Annotated in this window: 19 protein-coding genes and 1 pseudogene; 6 read left to right on the top strand and 14 right to left on the bottom strand. The window is 70.6% G+C overall.

Annotated elements, in window-relative coordinates:
- The first annotated feature begins 73 nt into the window (after nt 1-73).
- The gene (locus ACLHRZ_RS14305; protein ID WP_490418774.1) at nt 74-1036 is read left to right on the top strand and encodes a GNAT family N-acetyltransferase; all 963 of its coding nucleotides are present in this window, start codon (nt 74-76) and stop codon (nt 1034-1036) included.
- On the opposite strand, the gene ACLHRZ_RS14310 is transcribed toward ACLHRZ_RS14305, so the two are convergent.
- The 6 genes from ACLHRZ_RS14310 to ACLHRZ_RS14335 all read right to left on the bottom strand — a co-directional run bounded on the left by ACLHRZ_RS14310 (nt 1033) and on the right by ACLHRZ_RS14335 (nt 8107).
- Entirely contained in the window at nt 1033-1848 is an 816-nt protein-coding gene (locus ACLHRZ_RS14310) for a lipase family protein (protein WP_490418775.1), read from the bottom strand. The genes ACLHRZ_RS14305 and ACLHRZ_RS14310 overlap by 4 nt on opposite strands.
- 144 nt (nt 1849-1992) lie before the next feature.
- Entirely contained in the window at nt 1993-2844 is an 852-nt protein-coding gene (locus tag ACLHRZ_RS14315) for a geranyl diphosphate 2-C-methyltransferase (RefSeq protein ID WP_490418776.1), read from the bottom strand.
- A gap of 27 nt (nt 2845-2871) precedes the next feature.
- A complete protein-coding gene (locus tag ACLHRZ_RS14320) occupies nt 2872-4017 on the bottom strand; it encodes a family 2 encapsulin nanocompartment cargo protein terpene cyclase (RefSeq protein WP_490418777.1) in 1146 nt (381 codons plus the stop codon).
- An 18-nt stretch (nt 4018-4035) separates the two neighbouring features.
- Nucleotides 4036-5439, bottom strand: a complete 1404-nt coding sequence (locus tag ACLHRZ_RS14325) for a family 2B encapsulin nanocompartment shell protein (RefSeq protein ID WP_490418778.1) — start codon at nt 5437-5439, stop codon at nt 4036-4038.
- A gap of 348 nt (nt 5440-5787) precedes the next feature.
- A complete protein-coding gene (locus ACLHRZ_RS14330; RefSeq protein WP_490418779.1) occupies nt 5788-6957 on the bottom strand; it encodes a TFIIB-type zinc ribbon-containing protein in 1170 nt (389 codons plus the stop codon).
- A 25-nt stretch (nt 6958-6982) separates the two neighbouring features.
- Nucleotides 6983-8107, bottom strand: coding sequence for an SPFH domain-containing protein (locus ACLHRZ_RS14335; RefSeq protein WP_490418780.1), 1125 nt, complete (start codon nt 8105-8107; stop codon nt 6983-6985).
- Nucleotides 8108-8377: 270 nt separating this feature from the next.
- Here ACLHRZ_RS14335 and ACLHRZ_RS14340 point away from each other — a divergent pair, with 270 nt between their 5' ends.
- From ACLHRZ_RS14340 to ACLHRZ_RS14350, 3 genes and pseudogenes are all read left to right on the top strand, one after another.
- A complete protein-coding gene (locus ACLHRZ_RS14340) occupies nt 8378-8590 on the top strand; it encodes a hypothetical protein (RefSeq protein WP_490418781.1) in 213 nt (70 codons plus the stop codon).
- Nucleotides 8591-8659: 69 nt separating this feature from the next.
- Complete coding sequence (locus ACLHRZ_RS14345; RefSeq protein ID WP_490418782.1) at nt 8660-9289, top strand: hypothetical protein; 630 nt, start codon at nt 8660-8662, stop codon at nt 9287-9289.
- Between the two features lie 114 nt (nt 9290-9403).
- Nucleotides 9404-9739 (top strand): annotated as a pseudogene (locus ACLHRZ_RS14350) (ATP-binding protein); the annotation flags it as partial.
- 266 nt (nt 9740-10005) lie between these two features.
- Here the strand turns inward: ACLHRZ_RS14350 and glnA are convergent.
- Nucleotides 10006-11415, bottom strand: a complete 1410-nt coding sequence (gene glnA / locus ACLHRZ_RS14355; protein WP_490418783.1) for a type I glutamate--ammonia ligase — start codon at nt 11413-11415, stop codon at nt 10006-10008.
- 259 nt (nt 11416-11674) lie between these two features.
- On the opposite strand from glnA, the gene ACLHRZ_RS14360 reads away from it, so the two are divergent.
- Nucleotides 11675-12142, top strand: coding sequence for an RDD family protein (locus tag ACLHRZ_RS14360; RefSeq protein WP_490418784.1), 468 nt, complete (start codon nt 11675-11677; stop codon nt 12140-12142).
- Nucleotides 12143-12220: 78 nt separating this feature from the next.
- Here the strand turns inward: ACLHRZ_RS14360 and ACLHRZ_RS14365 are convergent, their stop codons facing one another.
- The 4 genes from ACLHRZ_RS14365 to lipB form a co-directional block, all read right to left on the bottom strand.
- Nucleotides 12221-12907, bottom strand: coding sequence for a DUF4191 domain-containing protein (locus ACLHRZ_RS14365; protein ID WP_490418785.1), 687 nt, complete (start codon nt 12905-12907; stop codon nt 12221-12223).
- 10 nt (nt 12908-12917) lie between these two features.
- Complete coding sequence (locus tag ACLHRZ_RS14370; RefSeq protein WP_490418786.1) at nt 12918-13175, bottom strand: SCO2195 family GlnR-regulated protein; 258 nt, start codon at nt 13173-13175, stop codon at nt 12918-12920.
- Nucleotides 13176-13355: 180 nt separating this feature from the next.
- Nucleotides 13356-14306, bottom strand: a complete 951-nt coding sequence (lipA, locus tag ACLHRZ_RS14375) for a lipoyl synthase (RefSeq protein WP_490418787.1) — start codon at nt 14304-14306, stop codon at nt 13356-13358.
- Between the two features lie 136 nt (nt 14307-14442).
- Nucleotides 14443-15246: a lipoyl(octanoyl) transferase LipB gene (gene lipB, locus ACLHRZ_RS14380; protein WP_490418788.1), complete on the bottom strand. Its 804-nt coding sequence runs from the start codon at nt 15244-15246 to the stop codon at nt 14443-14445.
- A gap of 266 nt (nt 15247-15512) precedes the next feature.
- Here lipB and ACLHRZ_RS14385 point away from each other — a divergent pair, with 266 nt between their 5' ends.
- Entirely contained in the window at nt 15513-16979 is a 1467-nt protein-coding gene (locus ACLHRZ_RS14385; RefSeq protein WP_490418789.1) for an NsdA family TPR-like regulatory protein, read from the top strand.
- A gap of 28 nt (nt 16980-17007) precedes the next feature.
- On the opposite strand, the gene ACLHRZ_RS14390 is transcribed toward ACLHRZ_RS14385, so the two are convergent.
- The 3 genes from ACLHRZ_RS14390 to ACLHRZ_RS14400 form a co-directional block, all read right to left on the bottom strand.
- Nucleotides 17008-18318, bottom strand: coding sequence for an NAD(P)/FAD-dependent oxidoreductase (locus ACLHRZ_RS14390; protein WP_490418790.1), 1311 nt, complete (start codon nt 18316-18318; stop codon nt 17008-17010).
- Nucleotides 18319-18496: 178 nt separating this feature from the next.
- Nucleotides 18497-19393: a TIGR01777 family oxidoreductase gene (locus ACLHRZ_RS14395; protein WP_490418791.1), complete on the bottom strand. Its 897-nt coding sequence runs from the start codon at nt 19391-19393 to the stop codon at nt 18497-18499.
- A 23-nt stretch (nt 19394-19416) separates the two neighbouring features.
- A complete protein-coding gene (locus tag ACLHRZ_RS14400) occupies nt 19417-19935 on the bottom strand; it encodes a DUF4240 domain-containing protein (RefSeq protein ID WP_490418915.1) in 519 nt (172 codons plus the stop codon).
- Between the last annotated feature and the right edge of the window lie 50 nt (nt 19936-19985).

A 19985-nucleotide genomic window follows, 5' to 3' on the forward strand; every position in this document is an offset into this window, starting at 1 on the left:
ATGCGACCGTCGTGCGACACGGCACCCGAAAATCTCTTCGACGTATGCGTTGGCATCTCTGTACGGTTTGCCCATGGATGTCACGTTCCAGCCTCTCAAGACAGCGGACGCCCCGGCCCTCGCGGAGCTCCGGGCGGCGGTCGAACGGACCGACAGGACCGGCATGCACGCCGACGAGGCGGACGTCCTGGACGAACTCACCGATCCCAAGCTCGACTTGGCGAAGAACGCGGTGGGCGTGTGGCAGGCCGGGCATCTCGTGGCGTACGCGATGGTGTACGAGCCGGACCACGTCCGGGAGATCGCCCGCTACGCCGGCGCGGCCGCCGTCCACCCCGCCCGGCGCCGCCGCGGCATCGGCGCACAGCTGACCGCCTGGATGCGGACCCGCGCCCGGGCGATGCGGGCGGAGCGCCACGCGCGCGTACCGGGAGAACTGCTGATCGACGGGGTGGACACGAACGAGGGCCTGGCGGTGCTGGCAACCCGTGCCGGGTTCGCGCCCTGCCGCTACTGGTTCGGCATGGCGAACGACCTGCAGGACGGGCCCGTCACCGCCCCCCTACCGTCCGGTCTGTGCCTGGTGCCCTTCGACGAGACCTACGACGAAGCGACCCGCACCGCGCACAACGAGGCCTTCCGCGACCACTGGAACCACACCGGGATGGACCGCACCGACTGGGACACCTGGATCACGGGCGCCCGCTCGTTCCGCCCCGGCCTCTCCGCCCTGCTGCTCGACGCCGCGGGGGACGTGGCGGCGTACCTCCTCGCCGACGAGTACGTCGCCGACGGAGCGGCCACCGGCCGCCGCTCCTGCACCATCGGCCACCTGGGCACCCTCCCGGCCCACCGGGGCCGCGGCGCGGCGCACGCACTGCTGGCCCACACCCTGACCGAGGCCGCGCGCCACGGCTACACCAGGGCGGAACTCGTCGTCGACACGGCCAACCCGACCGGGGCGCTGGGACTCTACGAGCGGATGGGGTTCGCGGTGGAGCGGAAGTACGTGACGTACGCGCAGCCGCTGGACTAGGACAGGCCCTTCTCCAGCGCCGCGACATACTTCGCGACCCCGTGATCGCGGAAGGCGTCACCGACGTCCCAGATGTCCTTCGCGATGCGTTCCACGTGCTCGCCGAACCCGCCGAGCAGCGGCGCCGATTCGCGCACCGCGCCCGCGCCGTCGATGTGCCGCAGGGCCTGCGCATGCCAGTAGAGAGGCTCGGGCGGCAGGTGCGGCACGACGTCCTTGTCGTTGACGAACCGGTACATGCGCCCGGGGAACGCCTTGTCGTGCGCGTCGGCGAGCGCCCGGTCGCAGGTCCGCGGCTGCCCGAAGGTGTAGATCCCGTCCGCGGTGAGATGCGGCTCTTCGAAGTGCAGCCGGCACCCGGCCAGCATGGCGAGGGCCCCGCCGAGACTGTGCCCGGTCAGCCACACGGTCTGCTGTTTGTCGCGCAGCTCCGTGAGGGTGTTCCTGACGTCGTCGAGTATGGACTTGAGCGCCTCCCCGAACCCGTAATGGATGTACCCCATCCCGTCCGGCCCGGGCCAGGGCACCCCCTCGACGTCCGAGAGCCAGTCCCGCAGCTTCCGCGGCTCCGTCCCCCTGAAGGCCGTGACGATCATCCGGTCGCCGGCCATGGTGAACGCCTGGGTGTCCTCCAGGGGGAAGGGCGGGGTGAACCGCGTGGAGTGATGCCGCACGCGCCCGAACCCCCAGTCGGCAGCCTGCCGTTCGATGACCGCCTCGTCCTCGTAGGCGAGCTCCGAGGCCCGGGCCATCGCGTAGGCGAGGGGCAGGCTGTATGCGGTGGCGCTGTGGTCGAAGACAGGCGCGGACATGCGCGGCTCCTCGGGTGTCACCGTGGTCCCGTCCGGGACGATCCGCCCGGCAGTCTGGGACGCCTGCCGGACGCTGTCCAGGCAACGGCCGCCGGGGGCGCCGGATTCGGCCTCGGGGTCCGCAGCAGGTATCCCCGCGTCCGCTCAGATCCGGTCGGCGGCGATGAGGAGGTAGTGGAAGCTGCCTTCCTTGTAGGCGGTGAGGAAGGGGTCCTCGACGCCGGTGGCCAGGGAGGACTGGGCGCGCAGTTCCCAGTAGGGGATGGTCGCGGGCGTCAGGTCCACCACGTTCATGGGGACGAGGCCGTTGGCGGCCATGGCCTTGAAGTAGGCGCTGCGGGGGTGGATGTTGCAGGTGTAGTGCTCGTCGATGCGGCTGACGGCCTTGGAGCGGCCGCCGGTGACGTCGTTGTAGCAGCCGGTGATGACGACGTAGCGGCCGCCGAAGGCGAGCTGGCGGGCGTGTTCGGCGAAGAGCTGGAAGAGGTCCACGTACATCGTGGACTCGTTGTTCCAGATGCCCTGGAAGGCACCCGTCGGCAGGCCGGTGTCCAGCATGTTGCGGAAGTGGTAGCGGACCGTCTCGTCCACACCGCGCTTGCGGGCCTGGCCGTTGGCGAAGTCCACCTGGGCCTGGGAGATGGAGACGCCGTCGACCCGGCAGCCGAAGCGGGCATTGGCCATGATGCTGCTCCCGCCACGGCCGCAGCCGGCGTCCAGCAGGCGGTCGGTGGGCTGCACGTCGCCGAGGTGGTCGAGGAGGACGTCCGCCTGGGCGGACTCCAGGCGGTGCAGTTCGGCGATGATGCGCTCGTCGCGGGTGTCCTTGGGGCCGTCCAGGACGGACGGGTCGTAGTCGCCGAGGCCGTAGTGGTGGTGGTAGAGGCCGTCGACATCACCCAGGCGCAGGTTGACCGGGTCCTTCTCCTTGTTCCAGTAGTCGGCCACCGACTGCTGGTAGGCGGTGCGCAGGACGGGCTCGGGGGTGGTCGTCATGGTGGTGCTCCTTGCAGTGTGCGGGTGTCAGGAAGTCGGCGAGGTGTAGCGGGGGCTGCCGCTGTGCCAGGCGCGGTTGCCGCCGAGCCAGGCCCAGACCCCCGCGAGGAAGCGGCGCAGTTCGGGCGAGCCGGTGGCGGCCAGGGCCGCCGCCTCCGTCTCGAAGGTGTGCACCAGTTCGTCGTGGACGGCCACGCTGCGCTCGACCGCCTCGCGCGGTGAGCAGCGCTCCTCCGCTGCGATGACGGTCGGCAGGTTGAACTCCACGCTGTCCGAGTGGTGTTCCTTCGCCATCGAGTACAGGTCGTTGACGAGCGTGGCGGCCGTGGAGGCCATGGTCACGGCGCGGCGCACCCGCGGGTCGGCGTACTCGGCGGCGGAGAGGGTGTAGCCGCCCACCACGTCCGTCATCGCGACGCAGGGGATGAAGCTGTTGATCTGGCGGTGCGCCAGGTATTCCCACACGGCGGGCATCCGGCCCTGCATGCGCCAGGATCCCTCCTGCCCGTAGCCCACGAACAGCACGGCCACCTCGTGGTGCAGCCGGGCCAGTTGGGACGCGTCCGCGTACCGGGCCAGGTGCGCGAAGCCGGAGCGCAGGGCGGCCCGTACCGGGTCGTCCCGCATGGCCTGTTCCACGGAGGGGAGGTGACGGAGCGGAGGGTGGGCGGGGTCCATGGCCGCGTAGGCGACGCCGAGCTGTGCGCCGAGCAGGGCCGGCGCGGATCCCATGCTCTCGTCGTCGCAGTAGTAGTCGTCCGTGGCCCACTCCGCCAGCGCGCACTTGCCCGCCGCCAGCAGCCGGTCCGGGTCGTCGGTGTCGGGGTGGGCCAGCATCATCAGGCGCCCGAAGTCCGCCGCGCGGACACGGTCGAGCCGGCCCGCGTACAGGCCGATCTCCCCGGCCCAGGCCACCAGGCGGGCGTTGACCTCCTCGGCGAGCGCCGGGTCGTCGCGGAGCGCGGGCGGGCAGTAGAGATCGGGGACGCCGGTGCCGGCCGCCTTCCTGCCGGGCGTGATACGGGCGGCCGAAGTGCCCAGCCCCGTCGGCCCGGTGGGCAGGGCGAAGCTCTTCGGACGCGCGTCCTGGTGCGGAGCGGCGAGCAGGGTGGCCACGAGCCGCGCCACGTCGTGACGGGCCGCGGGCGCGGTCATACGGGTCAGCAGCGACACGGAGTTCTCTCCCCGGAACTAGGACGGCGTGCCGAAGACTTCGACGTTCTCCAGGACGCCGAGCGCATCGGGCACGAGAACGGCCGCCGAGTAGTAGGTGCTGACCAGGTAGGAGATGATCGCCTGCTCGTTGATGCCCATGAAGCGGACGTTCAGGCCCGGCTCGTACTCGTCGGGTATCCCGGTCTGGCGCAGGCCGACCACGCCCTGTCCCTCCTCGCCCAGCCGCATGGCGAGGATCGAGGACGTGCCCGCCTCCGTGACGGGGATCTTGCCGCACGGGAGGATGGGCACGCCCCGCCAGGCCGGCACCGGGTGGCCGTCGACCTCGGCGGTGTCGAACGCGAGCCCCCGCTTGTTGCATTCACGGCCGAAGGCGGCGATGGCCTTCGGGTGCGCGAAGAACGCCTTGGTGCCGCGCCGCATGGCGAGCAGCTCGTCCATGTCGTCCGGGGTGGGCGGGCCGGAGTGGGTGGAGATGCGCTGGCTGTAGTCGGCGTTGTGCAGCAGCCCGAACTCGGGGTTGTTGACCAGCTCCGACTCCTGGCGCTCGCGCAGGGCCTCGATGGTCAGGCGCAGCTGCTGCTCGACCTGGTCCATCGGCTCGTTGTAGAGGTCCGCGACCCGGCTGTGCACCCGCAGGATCGTCTGCGCGACGCTCAGCTCGTACTCGCGCGGCCGGAGTTCGTAGTCGACGAACGTGCCCGGCAGCACCGGCTCGCCGCTGTGGCCGGAGGCGAGGTCGATGGCCGCCTCGCCCTTGCGGTTCTGCGGCCGGTTCTTTTCGGCCTGGCGCAGCAGGACGTGGTCCCGCAGCCCCGCGTGGCGGGCGGCGATCTCCTGGTACGCGGCCCGGGTCAGCGTGAGCACCGTGCACGCCGTCATCGCACGTGCCGTGAACCCCCACGCGCCCGGCTCCTCGGCCACCGCCTCCGCGCCGAAGAACCCGCCGTCGGCCAGCACGCCACGCCGGGTCGCATCGCCGTACTGTCCGGCGATGAGCTTCTCGACCTTGCCGTGCGCAATCAGGTGGACGCGGTCGACGGGACCGCCCTGCTCGACGATCACCTCGCCGGGCCCGTACTCCCGCTGCTCGCAGCGCCAGGCCAGCTCCTGCAGCGTGCCGGCGTCGTCGAACCCGCGCAGCAGCGGCAGTTCGCCCAGCTCGGCGGGGACGACCTTGACGGAGGTCCCTTCCTGGACGAACGACACCCGCCCGTCGCCGACCTCGTGCACCAGCCGCCGGTTGACCCGGTACGTACCGCCCTTGACCTCCACCCAGGGCAGCATCCGCAGCAGCCACCGCGAGCTGAGGCCCTGCATCTGCGGAACGGTCTTGGTGGTGGTCGCCAGGTTCCGCGCGGCGGCGATCCCCAGACTGAGCTGTGCCCGGCCTGCCGTGTGCTGCTCCGGCTGCGACATCCCCGGTTTCCTTCCATCTGGGCGCATGCATCAAGAAGGAGCCCCCGGAACGGGCCGGTCCGGCCCGGAGGGAGCTCCGCCGCGCAAGTGAAGCAGCGTCAGATGATGTTGGTCGAGGTGGCTGGATGAGGACCGATGCATTTGCGTCAACGTGCGGGCGCTCGAGGGATCGTTGATGACGTCCGCTATGCGGCGATAGCCTGCGTTTTGGGCGGGCCGAGGTGTGCGATGTGACGGCCAGGGCGTTGATCGGTTCATGATCGAGGTGGCCGGTAATGTGCGTTGACGTGCTCCCCGGTCTTCGGGCCGGGGAGCACGTCGACCGCCGGTTCCCCGGCGGTGGTGCCCTTAGTGATGGTGATGTCGGCTCAGCACGACCGCGAGTGTCACCAGCACCACCGACAGGGTGACTGCGAACGCGATCTTCCAGGGGCTGTAGGGGCGGTCACCGGTGACCTCGCCCGTCTCGGCGTTCACCATGACCTCCCACTGCTTGCCGTTGTAGACGTACGATGCGAACCACACCGGCAACAGCATCAACTTGTACGTAACCGAACCGTAGTTGGTGTTGACCGAGTGCACCCGCTGCCGGTCACCGCCGATGTCCTTCTCGACGTCCTTCTTGATGACCTTGGCCATCTTCTCCTGGGCGCACTGGAAACCCGCCTCCGGCTCGACGTCGTACCGCTGGGTCCGGAATCCGGCCAGATACGCCTCCTGGTACGGCACCGCCCGGTTCAGCGACCAGGGCTCCAGCGCCTCCAGCCGGTCGGCCGGAAGGTCCCCGGCGCCGGGGACGAGGACGTCGCCGAAGAACCGCTGGACCGTGCCCTGGACCGAGTACCAGCGGACCCTGGTCTCCTTGTTCTCGCCGCTCCCGACGGTGTACTCCTCGCCGCGCTCGCCGCTGTACGAGGACGCGGTCGCGGCGTCGTACGTCCAGTGCGGCACGTACGTCCCGTGCAGGGACTCCGCCGAGTTCACCTTCTTCAGGCTGTTCGGCGCGAACCAGCGGGAGCGGGCCCACTTGCGCAGGTTGTCGTGCACATCCCGCTTGTCCACCTGGAACGGGACCAGGCCCTCGGGCGCGATCCGGTCGGCAGCGGCCGAGGCGACCATGGGGGTGGCGCAGAACTGGCAGAGCCCGGAGAGGGCGCCGGTCTCGGTGGACGCACCGCAGCCGGGGCACTGCAGAACCTGCACGCCGGCCGCCCGGGGCCTGACCGGCAGGGTCGCCAGTTCCTCCCAGGCATGCTTCCGCACCTCGCGATCGACGGGGGCGATGGGCTGCTCGAAGCGGCAGTGGGGGCAGCGGAGGGAGTTGGTGCCGGGGGCGTATTCGGCGGTGGAGCCGCAGGAGGGGCAGGCGTAGGACTGCTGGGGGGCGGGTCCCGGCTGGGGCTGCTGCGGTTGCGGCTGCGGCTGCTGCTGGTACGGCTGTTGATAGGGCTGCTGCTGGTAAGGGTTGTAAGGCTGCTGATAGGGCTGCTGATACGGCTGCTGTGGCTGGTAGTTCATGGGGTCACAGAATCCTGGCGGCCGGTCACGCCTGCGGCGGCAGCGGCGGTGGGGTGGCACGGAAGTACTGGGCGAGCTCGGGGACCTGCTCCACCGGCTGCCAGCCCGCCATGCCGTCCCGCCAGGTGAGCATGCCGGGCCGTACCGCTCCGGAGCCGATGTGTCCGGTGAACGTCGCGTGGTCGTAGGGACCTTGCTGCTGCCCGTCCACGGCCACGTACCACTGGTGCTGCTGCTGACCGGGCAGCGGCGGCGGAACGGCCGCACCGCCGGGCGCAGGGGCGGCGGGCGCATAGGGCTGCTGGGGCATGAACGCCTGCGCCATCTGCCGGCCGGCGGCCATGCCGAGCCCGAGGCCGACACCTTCCCCGGCGCCTCCGGGGTTGTTCGCCGCGTCCCGGACCGCGTCCGCCGCCTGCATGCGGGCGTAGTTGTCGAGGTTCCCGATGATGCCCATCCGGCTGCGGGCGTCGATGGCCTGCTCGACCTCGGGCGGCAGCGAGATGTTCTCGATGACGAACTTCGGTATCGAGATGCCGTGCGACGCCGCCAGTTCCTCGGTCAGCATCCTGCCGAGCCGGTCGCCCAGCTCGGTCTGGCGCGCGGCGAGGTCGAGCACGGGAATGCCCGAACTGCCCAGCAGCGTGCCGAGCCGCCCGACGATCAGCTGCCGCAGGTAGTCCTCGACCTCTTCGGTGCGGAACTGCGGGTCGGTGCCGGCGAGTTCGGTGAGCAGCCTGGCGGGATCGGTGACCCGCGCCGCATACCCGCCGAACGCCCTCAGCCGCACCATGCCGAACTCGGTGTCGCGCACCGTGACCGGGTTCTGCGTGCCCCACTTCATGTCCGTGAACTGCCGGGTGGTGACGAAATAGACCTCTGCCTTGAACGGCGCATGGAAGCCGTACTTCCAGCCCTGCAGAGTCGACAGGATCGGCAGATTCCCGGTCTGCAGCTCGTACATGCCCGGTACGAAGACGTCGGCGATCCGGCCCATGTTGACGAAGACGGCGACCTGCGACTCGCGCACGATGAGCTTGGCGCCCATCTTGATCTCGTTCTCGTAGCGCGGGTAGCGCCAGACGATCGTGTCCCGGCTGTCGTCGGTCCATTCGATGATGTCGATGAACTCGCCACGTAGACGGTCCATGAAGCTCATGAAATTCCCCCGTTGTGCCCGTTATAGTGCGATGCCGTCGTTGATACGTCCACGTCATCGTAGGGGTGGGCGGGGGCCGGGGGCCGGAGGGGTCTCTTTAACCCACATGGGTGTTGCGCCGACAAAGAGGGCGGTGGGGTGGCGCGTGCGGGTTACGTTCCGGGTATCGGGTTGCTTCGTCCGTATACGAGGCGACCCCTGTCTCGGCTGCAACCGACAACAGGGGTCTACACCCGAGAGGAGAAGGAAGCTCCCAAACAGATGTTGAAGCATGCTAGCGCGCCCGCAGGCCGCTATACCCAAGTACCGAACGAGATCATCCGCCATCCTCGCCTCGGTGAGGCGGCCATCCGTATCGCGCTGTGGTTGCTGTCGCTCCCGGAGGGGGCGGACGTGTCGCTGTCGGAGGCGGCGCGCAGGGCGGGCATCAAGCCGAGCGCTTTCCAGAACGCGAAGCGACAGCTGCGCGACTAGCGGTACTTTCACGAGTGGCGGGTGCAGGGCCGGGACGGACGGTGGACGACACGGCAGTTGATCTCCAACGTGCCGCTGACGCCCGAGAAGGCGCTGGCGGTACGGGACGGCGCGTCACCGACTCCCGTGAAACCGGCCGTCGGTGAGCCGGTCGGTCGGTCCGTCGGGCGTCACCAGGAAAAGACGGGGGAGAAGACTCACCTCCCGCCCTCCCAGCCCTCCCCGCTGCCGGAGCCGCACCCTCTCGCCGAACGAGGAGCCCAGGCCCTCGCCTCCATCTCCCACCGCGAACGCAGACTGCGCCTCACCGGCAGCGAAGTGACCCGACTCGCCCCGCTCGCAGCCGAGTGGCTGCTGCGCGGCGCCTCGATCACCGACCTGCGCGAGGCCCTGACCCACGGCCTGCCGGATCCGGTCCACTGCCCGGAGGCCTTCGTCCGCGACCGGCTCGTCCGCAAGATGCCGGACGTTCCTGCCATCCCACAGCAACGCACTGCCACCGAGCCTTCGTTGCCGCCGTCGCGCGTCAGCGCGATGGTGGAGTGCAGGGGTGAACACATCCAGCCGCGCCTGTTCCGCCCCGTGGCCGACGAGGTGCTCTGCGGTGACTGCCGCCGGGCGCATGCGCAGACCGCGCACGCCGAGACCACCGCACGCGGCGCGGCCGAGGCACGGGCGCTGCTGCGAGGGGCGGAATGAGGCGTGGCCGGTAGCAAGCCTGGAGGAGCTTGCCGCCGGTCGGTCTTCTGTCGTGCCCGTTCCGTGACTCGACCGGCACGGACTCATGGCTCGCACACCGCTAGCGTCGATCCCGTGATCGTATGGCTGAACGGCACCCATGGCGCAGGCAGGACGACGACCAGTCCCCTCGTGCAGCAGCTGATCCCGGATTCTCGGGTGTTCGATGCCGAGAAGGTCGGCGAGACGCACATGGACATCACGCCAGGGCTGCCCGTGACGGACAACTTCCAGCACTGGCCGCCGTGGCGGCCGCTGGTGGTGGAGACCGCCCGCCGCGTACTCGACTACACCGGCGGCACTCTGGTAGTGCCCATGACCGTCCTGGTCGAGCAGTACTGGCACGAGATCAGCACGGGCCTCGCCCACCATGCCATCCCGGTACGGCACTTCGTCCTCCACGCCGATCAGGTGCAGTAACTCTCGACGCGCAGGCCCCTGTTGGCGTGGGTACGGAGGTCAGGCCGGTGATGTATGCACTGCCAGGTGAGCCAGGCGGCGATCTCGGCGTGGTTCCCGTCCCCCACCGGCTTGACCCCGATCCGTCTCCTGATGAATTCAGCGTGCCGTAGAAGAGGCACACAGCACCGAGCCCCGCCACCCGCCGAAGCGGTGACGGGGCTCGGCCTCACTGCTGTCGCTGTCCAGCAGTCGTTTCGGGCGACTTGGATATCGACTTAGATGTCGAAGTACAGCTCGAACTCGTGCGGGTGCGGCCGCAGCTGCATCGGCGCGATTTCGTTCGTGCGCTTGTAGTCGATCCAGGTCTCGATCAGGTCGGACGTGAACACGCCGCCCGCCTGGAGGTACTCGTTGTCCGCCTCCAGGGCCTCCAGGACCGCCGGGAGGGAGGTCGGGACCTGGGGGACGTTGGCGTGCTCGTCGGGGGCGAGCTCGTAGAGGTCCTTGTCGATCGGCTCGGCGGGCTCGATCTTGTTCTTGACGCCGTCGAGGCCGGCCAGGAGGAGGGCCGAGAAGGCGAGGTAGGGGTTCGAGGACGGGTCCGGGGCGCGGAACTCGACGCGCTTGGCCTTGGGGTTGGAGCCCGTGATCGGGATGCGCATCGCGGCGGAGCGGTTGCGCTGCGAGTAGACCAGGTTGACCGGGGCCTCGAAGCCGGGGACCAGGCGGTGGTAGGAGTTCACCGTCGGGTTGGTGAAGGCCAGCAGCGACGGGGCGTGCTTGAGGATGCCGCCGATGTAGAAGCGGGCGGTGTCCGAGAGGCCCGCGTAGCCCTGCTCGTCGTAGAAGAGGGGATCGCCGCCGCTCCACAGGGACTGGTGGACGTGCATGCCGGAGCCGTTGTCGCCGAAGATCGGCTTGGGCATGAAGGTGGCGGTCTTGCCGTTGCGCCAGGCGACGTTCTTCACGATGTACTTGAAGAGCATCAGGTCGTCGGCCGCGGCGAGCAGCGTGTTGAACTTGTAGTTGATCTCCGCCTGGCCGGCCGTGCCGACCTCGTGGTGTTGGCGCTCGACCTTCAGGCCGGCCTTGTCCAGCTCCAGGGAGATCTCGGCGCGCAGGTCGGCGAAGTGGTCGACCGGCGGGGCCGGGAAGTAGCCGCCCTTGTAGCGGACCTTGTAGCCGCGGTTGTTGACCTCGGAGCCGGTGTTCCAGGCGCCGGCCTCGGAGTCGATCTCGTAGATCGAGCGGTTCGCGGTGGTCTCGAAGCGGACGTTGTCGAAGATGTAGAACTCGGCCTCGGGGCCGAAGAACGCGGTGTCCGCGATGCCCGTGGAGGCCAGGTAGGCCTCGGCCTTCTTCGCCACGTTGCGCGGGTCACGGCTGTACTGCTCGCCCGTGATCGGGTCGTGGATGAAGAAGTTGATGTTGAGGGTCTTGTCGCGGCGGAAGGGGTCCACCCGGGCCGTGGAGAGGTCGGCGCGCAGGGCCATGTCGGACTCGTGGATGGCCTGGAAGCCGCGGATCGACGAGCCGTCGAAGGCGAGCTCCTCAGCCGGGTCGAAGGCCTCCGCCGGAACCGTGAAGTGCTGCATCACACCCGGCAGGTCGCAGAAGCGGACGTCGACGAACTTGACGTCCTCGTCCTTGATGAACTTCGTGGCCTCGTCGGCGTTCTGGAACATCCAACTCCTCCTAGCCCGCCCGCCGCGGAGGGGACGGGGATTGCTTCGGTGGCGCGGTCCGAGCGGTCCTTCTCGCATCGGCGCGCTGGGGCCGACCCTAGAGAGACGGGATTTCCCGAGCATGACCCGTTTGTTTCGCCGAGGTTAACCGGCAGGCGGGGCGGAACTGCTGGTCACGCCGTGCGAAAGGGACCGTTGCCCGCGCCCCTGCCCCGACCCGGCTCCCGGGAAACATATGCCGTCGCAGTACCGTGGACGGGTGGACAAGAGGCAAGCAATCGGCTCATGGCTCTCCGGCCCCCGCGCGGCGGCCGAGGAGATGGGCGTCGCATTCGGATACCGCGGCGAGCGCCTGGGACTGCCGGAGAACGGGCCGGGGGCCATCGCCCCGCCGGGGCGGCGCATCGCCGCCCTTTTCATCGACTGGGCGCTGTGCATGCTGATCGCATACGGGCTCTTCGCCCACGGCGACTCCCAGCACGCCGGCAACTGGGCCCTGTTGATCTTCCTCGTGCTGAGCGTGCTCACCGTCGGAACGGTCGGCTGCACCCCGGGCAAGCGGCTGCTGGGCCTGCGCGTCATCGGCCTCGGCGGCGGGCGGCTCAGCGTGCCCCGGGTCGTGCTGCGCAGCGTCCTGCTCGCCCTCGTCCTCCCCGCGATCATCTGGGACCGCGACTCCCGCGGGATGCACGACCGGTTCGCGCAGGCCGTTCAGGTGCGGATCTGACATACGCGAGCAAACGAGGGGCGGGCCGGACCTTTTCGGTCCGGCCCGCCCCTTCGTCGTACGCCGTGCGTCGGTGCGTCAGCGTCCCTTCGGCATCCGCATGCCCTTGCCGGGCACCGGCCCCTTCGGGATCGGCATGTTGCTCATCAGGTCGCCCAGCGCCCGCAGCCGGTCGTTCACCGCCGTCACCTGAGCGCCCGGCAGCACCCGGGGGAGCTTCAGCAGGGTGGTGTGCAGCTTCTTCAGCGACACCTGGCCCTCGCCCTCGCCCACGACGATGTCGTGCACCGGCACGTCCGCCACGATGCGCGCCATGCGCTTCTTCTCGGCCGCCAGCAGGGCCTTGACCCGGTTGGGGTTGCCCTCGCCGACGAGCACGATGCCCGCCTTGCCGACGGCACGGTGCACCACGTCCTGGTTGCGGTTCATCGCGACCGCGGGGGTCGTGGTCCAGCCGCCGCGGCGGATGTTCTCCAGCACGGCGGCCGCCGCGCCCGGCTGGCCCTCCATCTGCCCGAAGGCAGCGCGCTCGGCGCGGCGCCCGAAGACGATCGCCATGCCGAGGAAGGCCAGCAGGAAGCCCAGGATGCCCAGGTAGACGGGGTGGCCGATCAAGAAGCCGATGGCGAGCAGGACACCGAAGGTGACAATTCCCACAGCCGCGACGACGAGACCGACCTTGGGGTCGACCTTCTTGGTCATCTTGTAGGTGAGGGCGATCTGCTTCAGCCGCCCGGGGTTCTCGGATGTTTCCTTCCTCGCCATACGGCGAAGTTTACGTCGCCCGGGGACCCGGGGCCGCCACGGCCTCCAGCAGGTGCTGCGCCTCCCTGCGGTCCCTCGCCCGGCGCCGGTCCTCCAGCACGGCCGTCCAGGCGTTGCGCCGGGCGGTGCGCTGGCCGCTGCGCATCAGCAGCTCCTCCAGGGCGCGCAGGGCCCCGGTGACGGACGGAGGGCGGACGGACAGCGTGGACGGCAGTGCGGAGGCGCGGGTGGCTGTCGCCGTGAGTGCGGTGCCGGGCGCGGCCTGCATGTGGAAGTCCCCTCGGATGCGGAAAACGGTGAGGCGTGGAGGGTGGCGTACTGCTGTGCGTGCTTCCATGGTTACCGACTGGTGTTACCAACGGATGACCTGTTGGTCAAACGCCTATGAAACGTTGACGCGGCCCGCACGCAAAGCAAGCGTGCGGGCCGCGTCAACGTTCCATGAGGCTCAGACGGCCTGGGCGGAGGGCTGGGCCGCCCGCTTCTCGATCGCCTGCTGGTACAGACGTCCTGCCCGGTACGAGGAACGGACCAGGGGGCCGGACATGACACCGGCGTAGCCGATCTCCTCCGCCTCCTCCTTCAGCTCCACGAACTCCTGGGGCTTCACCCAGCGCGAGACGGGGTGGTGCCGGGGCGACGGGCGCAGGTACTGGGTGATCGTGATCAGCTCGCAGCCCGCGTCGTACAGGTCCTGCAGCGCCTGGCTGATCTCCTCGCGCTCCTCGCCCATGCCGAGGATCAGGTTGGACTTGGTCACCAGGCCGGCCTCGCGGGCCTTGGTGATGACCTCCAGCGAACGCTCGTAACGGAAGCCGGGGCGGATGCGCTTGAAGATCCGGGGGACCGTCTCGACGTTGTGCGCGAGCACCTCGGGGCGGGAGGAGAAGACCTCGGCCAGCTGGTCCGGCTTGGCGTTGAAGTCCGGGATCAGCAGCTCGACGCCGGTGTCCGGCATCAGGGCGTGGATCTGGCGCACGGTCTCGGCGTAGAGCCAGGCGCCGCCGTCCTCGAGGTCGTCGCGGGCCACGCCGGTGATCGTCGCGTACTTCAGCTCCATGGACTGCACGGACTCCGCCACGCGGCGCGGCTCGTCGCGGTCCAGGGCCTGCGGCTTGCCGGTGTCGATCTGGCAGAAGTCACAGCGCCGGGTGCACTGGTCGCCGCCGATGAGGAACGTGGCCTCGCGGTCCTCCCAGCACTCGTAGATGTTGGGGCAGCCCGCCTCCTGGCACACCGTGTGCAGGCCCTCGCGCTTCACGAGGCCCTGGAGTTCGGTGTACTCGGGGCCCATCTTCGCCCGCGTCTTGATCCATTCGGGCTTGCGCTCGATGGGGGTCTGGGCGTTGCGGACCTCCAGGCGCAGCATCTTGCGTCCGTCGGGTGCGACTGCGGACACGTCCGGCTCCCTATGACTTCGATTCCTCGGCGGACACCAGGGTACGCCCGTTGTTTCCTACGTTCTTACGGCAGCCAGGGCAACCATGGGGCTGCCCGGCCCATTCCCGGGGGCGGTCCCGGGGGCCTGGGGCGGCCTAGCTCGCCCGTGCCTCGGTTTCGATCTCGCGCGGCTTCGGCTCCTCCGCCGTCAGGACCTCCTGCAGGTGCTTCTCCACCAGCGGGATCACCTCGGCCACCGGGACCCTGCGGCCCAGTTCGTTCGACAGCGAGGTCACCCCGGCGTCGCGGATGCCGCAGGGGACGATCCGGTCGAACCAGGTGTTGTCGGGATCACAGTTGATCGCGAAGCCGTGCATCGTCACGCCCTTGGCGATCCGGATGCCGATGGCCGCCAGCTTGCGGTCCTCGCGGCGCTGGCCGGCGTTGGACGGGGCGTACTCCGGGCCGTTGAGGCGAGGGTCGAACTCCTCGTCCGTCAGGCGCGGGTCGAAGTCCAGGTCCAGGCCGCCGAGTGCCGGGCGCCGGCCGACCGGGTCGCCCAGGACCCAGACGCCGCTGCGGCCCTCGATCCGGGTCGTCTCCAGGCCCAGTTCCGCGCAGGCGCGGATCAGCGCCTCCTCCAGGCGGCGCACGTGCGCGATCACGTCCACCGGGCGCGGCAGCTTGAGGATCGGGTAGCCGACGAGCTGGCCGGGGCCGTGCCAGGTGATCTTGCCGCCGCGGTCCACGTCGACGACCGGGGTGCCGTCCAGGGGGCGCTCGCTGTCCTCCGTGCGCCGGCCGGCCGTGTAGACCGCCGGGTGCTCCAGCAGCAGGCACGTGTCCGGAATCTCGTCCGCGAACCGGGCGGCGTGCACCCGGCGCTGCTCCTGCCACGCCTCCTGGTACTCGACGGAGTCCGCCCCGAAGCCCAGGTGGACAAAGCGCAGCTCACTCACGACAGCTCCTCGCGTGTATCGCACGATTGCGCGGGTCGCGCGGTCCTTCTCGCGCCCCTGCCACTGTACGGGCGCTCTCCGGCATTGCCGCAGGCGGTCGGCTGCGGGGGGCGGTTCCCGGGGGCGGCGGCGTCAGCAGGCCGCCATGTCTATTTGATCTGTCCTCACACGATCGGATGAATGCGGGGCGAAGGCGGCGATCAGGGCGTTAGGCGACCGCTAAGTTCGCGCCGTTCCAGGACTAGATCAGGGAGACCGGCAGGCTGATGACGGAACGACCCCCACAGCGCATTCCCAACCGTCAGCTCGCGGCCCTCATCGCGGAGGCCGGCTTCTCCAACGCGGGGCTCGCCCGCCGCGTCGACCAGCTCGGGCTCGAGCACGGGCTCGATCTGAGATACGACAAGACCTCCGTCACGCGGTGGCTGCGCGGGCAGCAGCCGCGGGGGACGACCCCCGCGCTGATCGCCGAGGTCTTCACGCGGCGGCTCGGGCGGCGGCTGTCCGCCCAGGACCTGGGGCTGGACGCGTGCGCCCCGGTGTACGCGGGGCTCGAGTTCGCCTCCTCCCCGGAGGAGGCCATCGACATCGTGAGCGGGCTCTGGCGCAAGGACTCCGGGAGCCACACCGAGCTGCGGAAGATCGCCTTCACCCCGGCCGGGCTGGTGGTGCCGAGCCGGGACTGGCTCATCGGGCGCGCGGACGAGCGGGTGGCGCGCGGTGCCGCGCCCGCGCCCTCCGGTGAGGGTGCGCGGCCTGCGGCGGCGGCGCGCGGGCAGGGGCTCACGCACGTACCGGCGCAGCGGCAGCGGCTCGCCGAGCGGGCGCCCGGGAGCCGGGTGTCCATGGGGGACATCGCCGCCCTGCGGTCCGTGGGGGAGCTGTTCCGGACCCTGGACCACGCCTACGGGGGCGGGCACGCCCGGCAGGCGCTCGTGCGGTACCTGGAGCACGAGGCCGAGCCGATGCTGCGGGGGACGTACGGGGAGACCACCGGGCGGCGGCTGTTCGCCGCCGCGGCCGATCTGACGCGGCTTGCCGGGTGGACCTCCTACGACATTGCCGCGCACGGGCTTGCGCAGCGGTACTACGTACAGGCGCTGCGGCTCGCTCAGGCCGCCGGGGACCGGGCCTACGGCAGCTATGTGCTCGTGACCATGAGCCGGCAGGCCGTCTATCTCGGGCATGGGCGCGAGGCCGTGCAGTTGGCGCGGGTCGCCCAGCAGGGGGTCGGGTCCAGCGTGCCTGCCGTGGTGCAGGCGTTGCTGCATGCCGTCGAGGCCCGGGGGCACGGGGTGCTGGGGGAGGTGCGGGCCTGTTCCGCCTCGCTGGCCCGGGCCGAGCGGGCCTTGGAGGGGGCTCGGCCCGGCGATGAAGTGCCCTACTGGGCGCGGTTCTTCGACGAGGCGCAGCTTGCCGACGAGTTTGCGCACTGTCATCGGGATCTGCAGCAGTACCGGGCTGCCGCGCAGCATGCCGAGCGGTCGCTGCAGTTGCGGAGTCCCGCTTATGCTCGGAGTCGGCTGTTCTGCCGGGTTGTTCTGGCTTCGGCCCGGTTGGGGCTCGGGGAGTTGGAGCAGGCGTGTGCGCTGGGGGCCGAGGCGGCTCAGGCTGCTGCCGAGATGCGGTCCGTTCGGGCACTGGAGTATGTGCGGGACTTCGAGCGGCGGCTTGAGCCTTATCGGGATGCGGCGGCCGTGCGGGGGTACCGGGAGCGGGTCGCTGCTCTGTGAGTTCACGGGCGGGTGCGGGGGCGGGTGCTCAGGCCGCCCGCAGGGTTGCCGTGCCCGCGCCCGGGTGGATGCCCAGGTCGCGCAGTACCGCCTGGGCCGCGCGGCGGCCCGAGAAGAGGGCGCCCTGGACCGTGCTGGTGTCGCGGTGGTCTCCGCAGACGTAGAGGCCCGACAGGAGGCGGACCGGGCGGCGTACGTCGTGCGGGGGCGGCATCGCCGGGATGGCGTCCGGGGTGTGGTGCGCTGCTACGAGTTGCCAGTTCGTGGTGGATGTGCGGTAGATCTCCGCCAGTTGAGCCCGGGCTGTCCGGTCCAGTTCTGCGGTGGGGGTGTTCGCCGGGTGGCCCAGGACCGTTGACGAGATCAGGGTTCGGCCTGCCGGGGCTCGCGCCGGGTCCACCTCGCTCGTCAGCGTGGTATGCGACACCGGGCCTCGGCAGGTGCCCGTGAGGATCAGCGAGGCGTCGCCGACGGGTGCTTCGTCGGTGGTGTGGTGCAGGACCGTCACCGGGTGGAAGTCCGGGCAGCGCAGGCCCGGGATCAGGTCCGCCGCGGCCCTGGCACCCGTGGCGACCACTACGGAGCGGCATGTGATCTCGCCGTGGCCTGCCGTGCCCACCGACGTGGTGCAGACCGTCTTGGTGCTGACGCCTGTGCGGATCGTTCCGGGGGGCAGAGCCGCTGCCAGGAGGGTGGGGAGGGTTTCCGCCCCTCCTGCAGGGAGGCACAGGCGTCCACGCGCGTAGCCCCGCAGGACCAGGTCGGCGCAGCGGCTCGACGTCGTGAGGTCCGGGTCCGAGAGCAGCGAGACCAGCAGGGGGCGCAGAAAGCCGTCGACCGTGCGGGCCGGCAGGCCGCGGCCGGCCAGGGTCGTGGCCGTGGGGCGGTCCGGCCGTGCCAGCATCCGGTCGATGGGCAGCGCGGCAAGGCGGGCCAGTGCCGCGCCGAGCCGCGCTTGATCCAGGCCCGCGCTGCGGGACGCCCGGGCTGCGGCGAAGGCGCGTGCCGTGGTGAACGCGCGCTTCGCGCCCCGGAGTTCACCGGTGCGGTGGTTGCGGCCGTCCAGGTGGACCAGCACGCCGGGGGTGAACGGGCGCAGGGTGAGACCGTCGAGACCGGGCGTGCGGAGCAGCTCCGGGAACGAGGTGTTGAGCAGCTGGTTCGTGCGGTCCAGACGGAAACCGTCGATCCGGTCGGTCCTCATCCTGCCGCCCGGCCGGTCGGAGGCCTCCAGGACGAGGACCTTCACCCCTGCGCCGGCCAGGTGGTGAGCCGCAGAGAGGCCGGCCAGTCCGGCCCCCACGATGACGACGTCGGCGTGGTCTGCGCTGCTGAGCACGTGCCCTCCCGGGGGTCGGTCCGCTCGCTCGGGGGCCTGATGCCCCCAACCGGCTGCGCCGATGCGTGAGTTCGCCTCGACCGTAGAGAGAAATCCGGTCAATCACAGTCGCGCACAGGGTGAGCACGGTCGCACAGCGGTCGCACAAACACGTCGGTGGGTGCGGGGGCCGTGGGCATCAGCCGGCCGCCAGCGCCGCGCGTACCGCGCTTTCGGGGTCGGGGAAGGAGAAGGTGAAGCCGGAGTCCAACAGCCGCCGGGGCACGACACGCTGGCTGGCCAGGACGTCCGTCGCCATCTCGCCGAGCGCCAGCCTGAGCGCCGGAGCGGGCGCGGTGAACAGCGTGGGGCGGTGCAGCACGCGGCCCATGGCGGCGGTGACTTCGCGGTTCGTCGCCGGGTCCGGGGCGGTCAGGTTCACCGGGCCGGAAAGGGCGGGTGTGGTGAGGAGGTGGCGGAGGGCTGCGATGTGGTCCTGCAGGGCGATGTAGCTCCAGTACTGGTCGCCGCTGCCCATCCGGCCGCCCAGGCCCGCCCTGAACAGCGGGAACAGCTTTCCCCAGGCGCCGCCGTGCCGGGCCACCACCAGCCCGGTGCGGGGGAGGACCGTGCGGATTCCCGCTTCCGCGGCCGGTGCCGCGGCCTGTTCCCATTCCGTGCAGACGTCGGCCAGAAATCCGCGGCCCGGCGGGGTGTCCTCGTCGACCGGGCGGTCGCCGGTGTCGCCGTAGATGCCGATGGCGCTGGCGCTGATGAGGACGCCGGGCGGGGTGTCGAGGGACGCCACGGCCTCGGCGACGGCGGCGGTGCCCAGGACGCGGCTGTCCCGGATCTCCTTCTTGTAGGCCGCGGTCCAGCGGTGGTCGCCCACGCCGGCGCCCGCGAGGTGCACCACGGCCTCGCAGCCCGCCAGGCCCGCCGTGTCCACCCACTGGCGCCGGGGATCCCACTGCACCTCGTTCCGCGCCCCCGGCGCGCGGCGCACGAGGCGGACGACCTGGTGGCCGTCCGCCTCCAGGGAACGGACCAGTGCGGAGCCGATGAGGCCGGTCGAGCCGGTGATCGCAATACGCATGTGCCCCATCCTGCCTCCGCGGGTCATTCCCTGAAGCGGTCCCACAGCTTCGGGAAGCGCTCCGGGAGCAGGGCGTCGTCCTCCACGTCGAACGCCGTGCCCAGCGGCTCCGCCGGCGGGTCCGGCAGGCCCAGGTCGGGCAGCTCACTGCCCGTCAGCTGCTCGTACGCCTCGTCCGCGGCGTAGCCGAGGTCCTCCCCGTCCCCGTCCACCTCGTCGTCGAAGTCCTCCAGCAGCTCGGCCAGGCTGTCCGGGGCGTGCACCGCCCCCTCGTAGAGCTCCCGGCCCTGGCCGATCAGCCAGCAGCGGAAGGAGTCGAAGGCGTCGTCGCTCGCCCCGTCCAGCAGTACGGACGCCGCACCCCACAGGTCCCAGAGGTAGGCGCGGTTGTACCGCGCCTCGAAATGCCGGGCGAAGTCCACCACGCTGTCGGGGTCGAGTTGCAGCAGCCGTTCGACCAGCACATCGGCCTGGTCCTCCGCATCGCCCTCGGCGGCGTCGCGGGCGCTGTCCACCAGGTCCCAGAACTCCGTCTCGTCCATCACGCCACAAGCATCGGCCCTGGCACCGGGCAACGCACCCGGAGCGGGCC

This window comes from Streptomyces sp. AM25 (assembly GCF_058146165.1).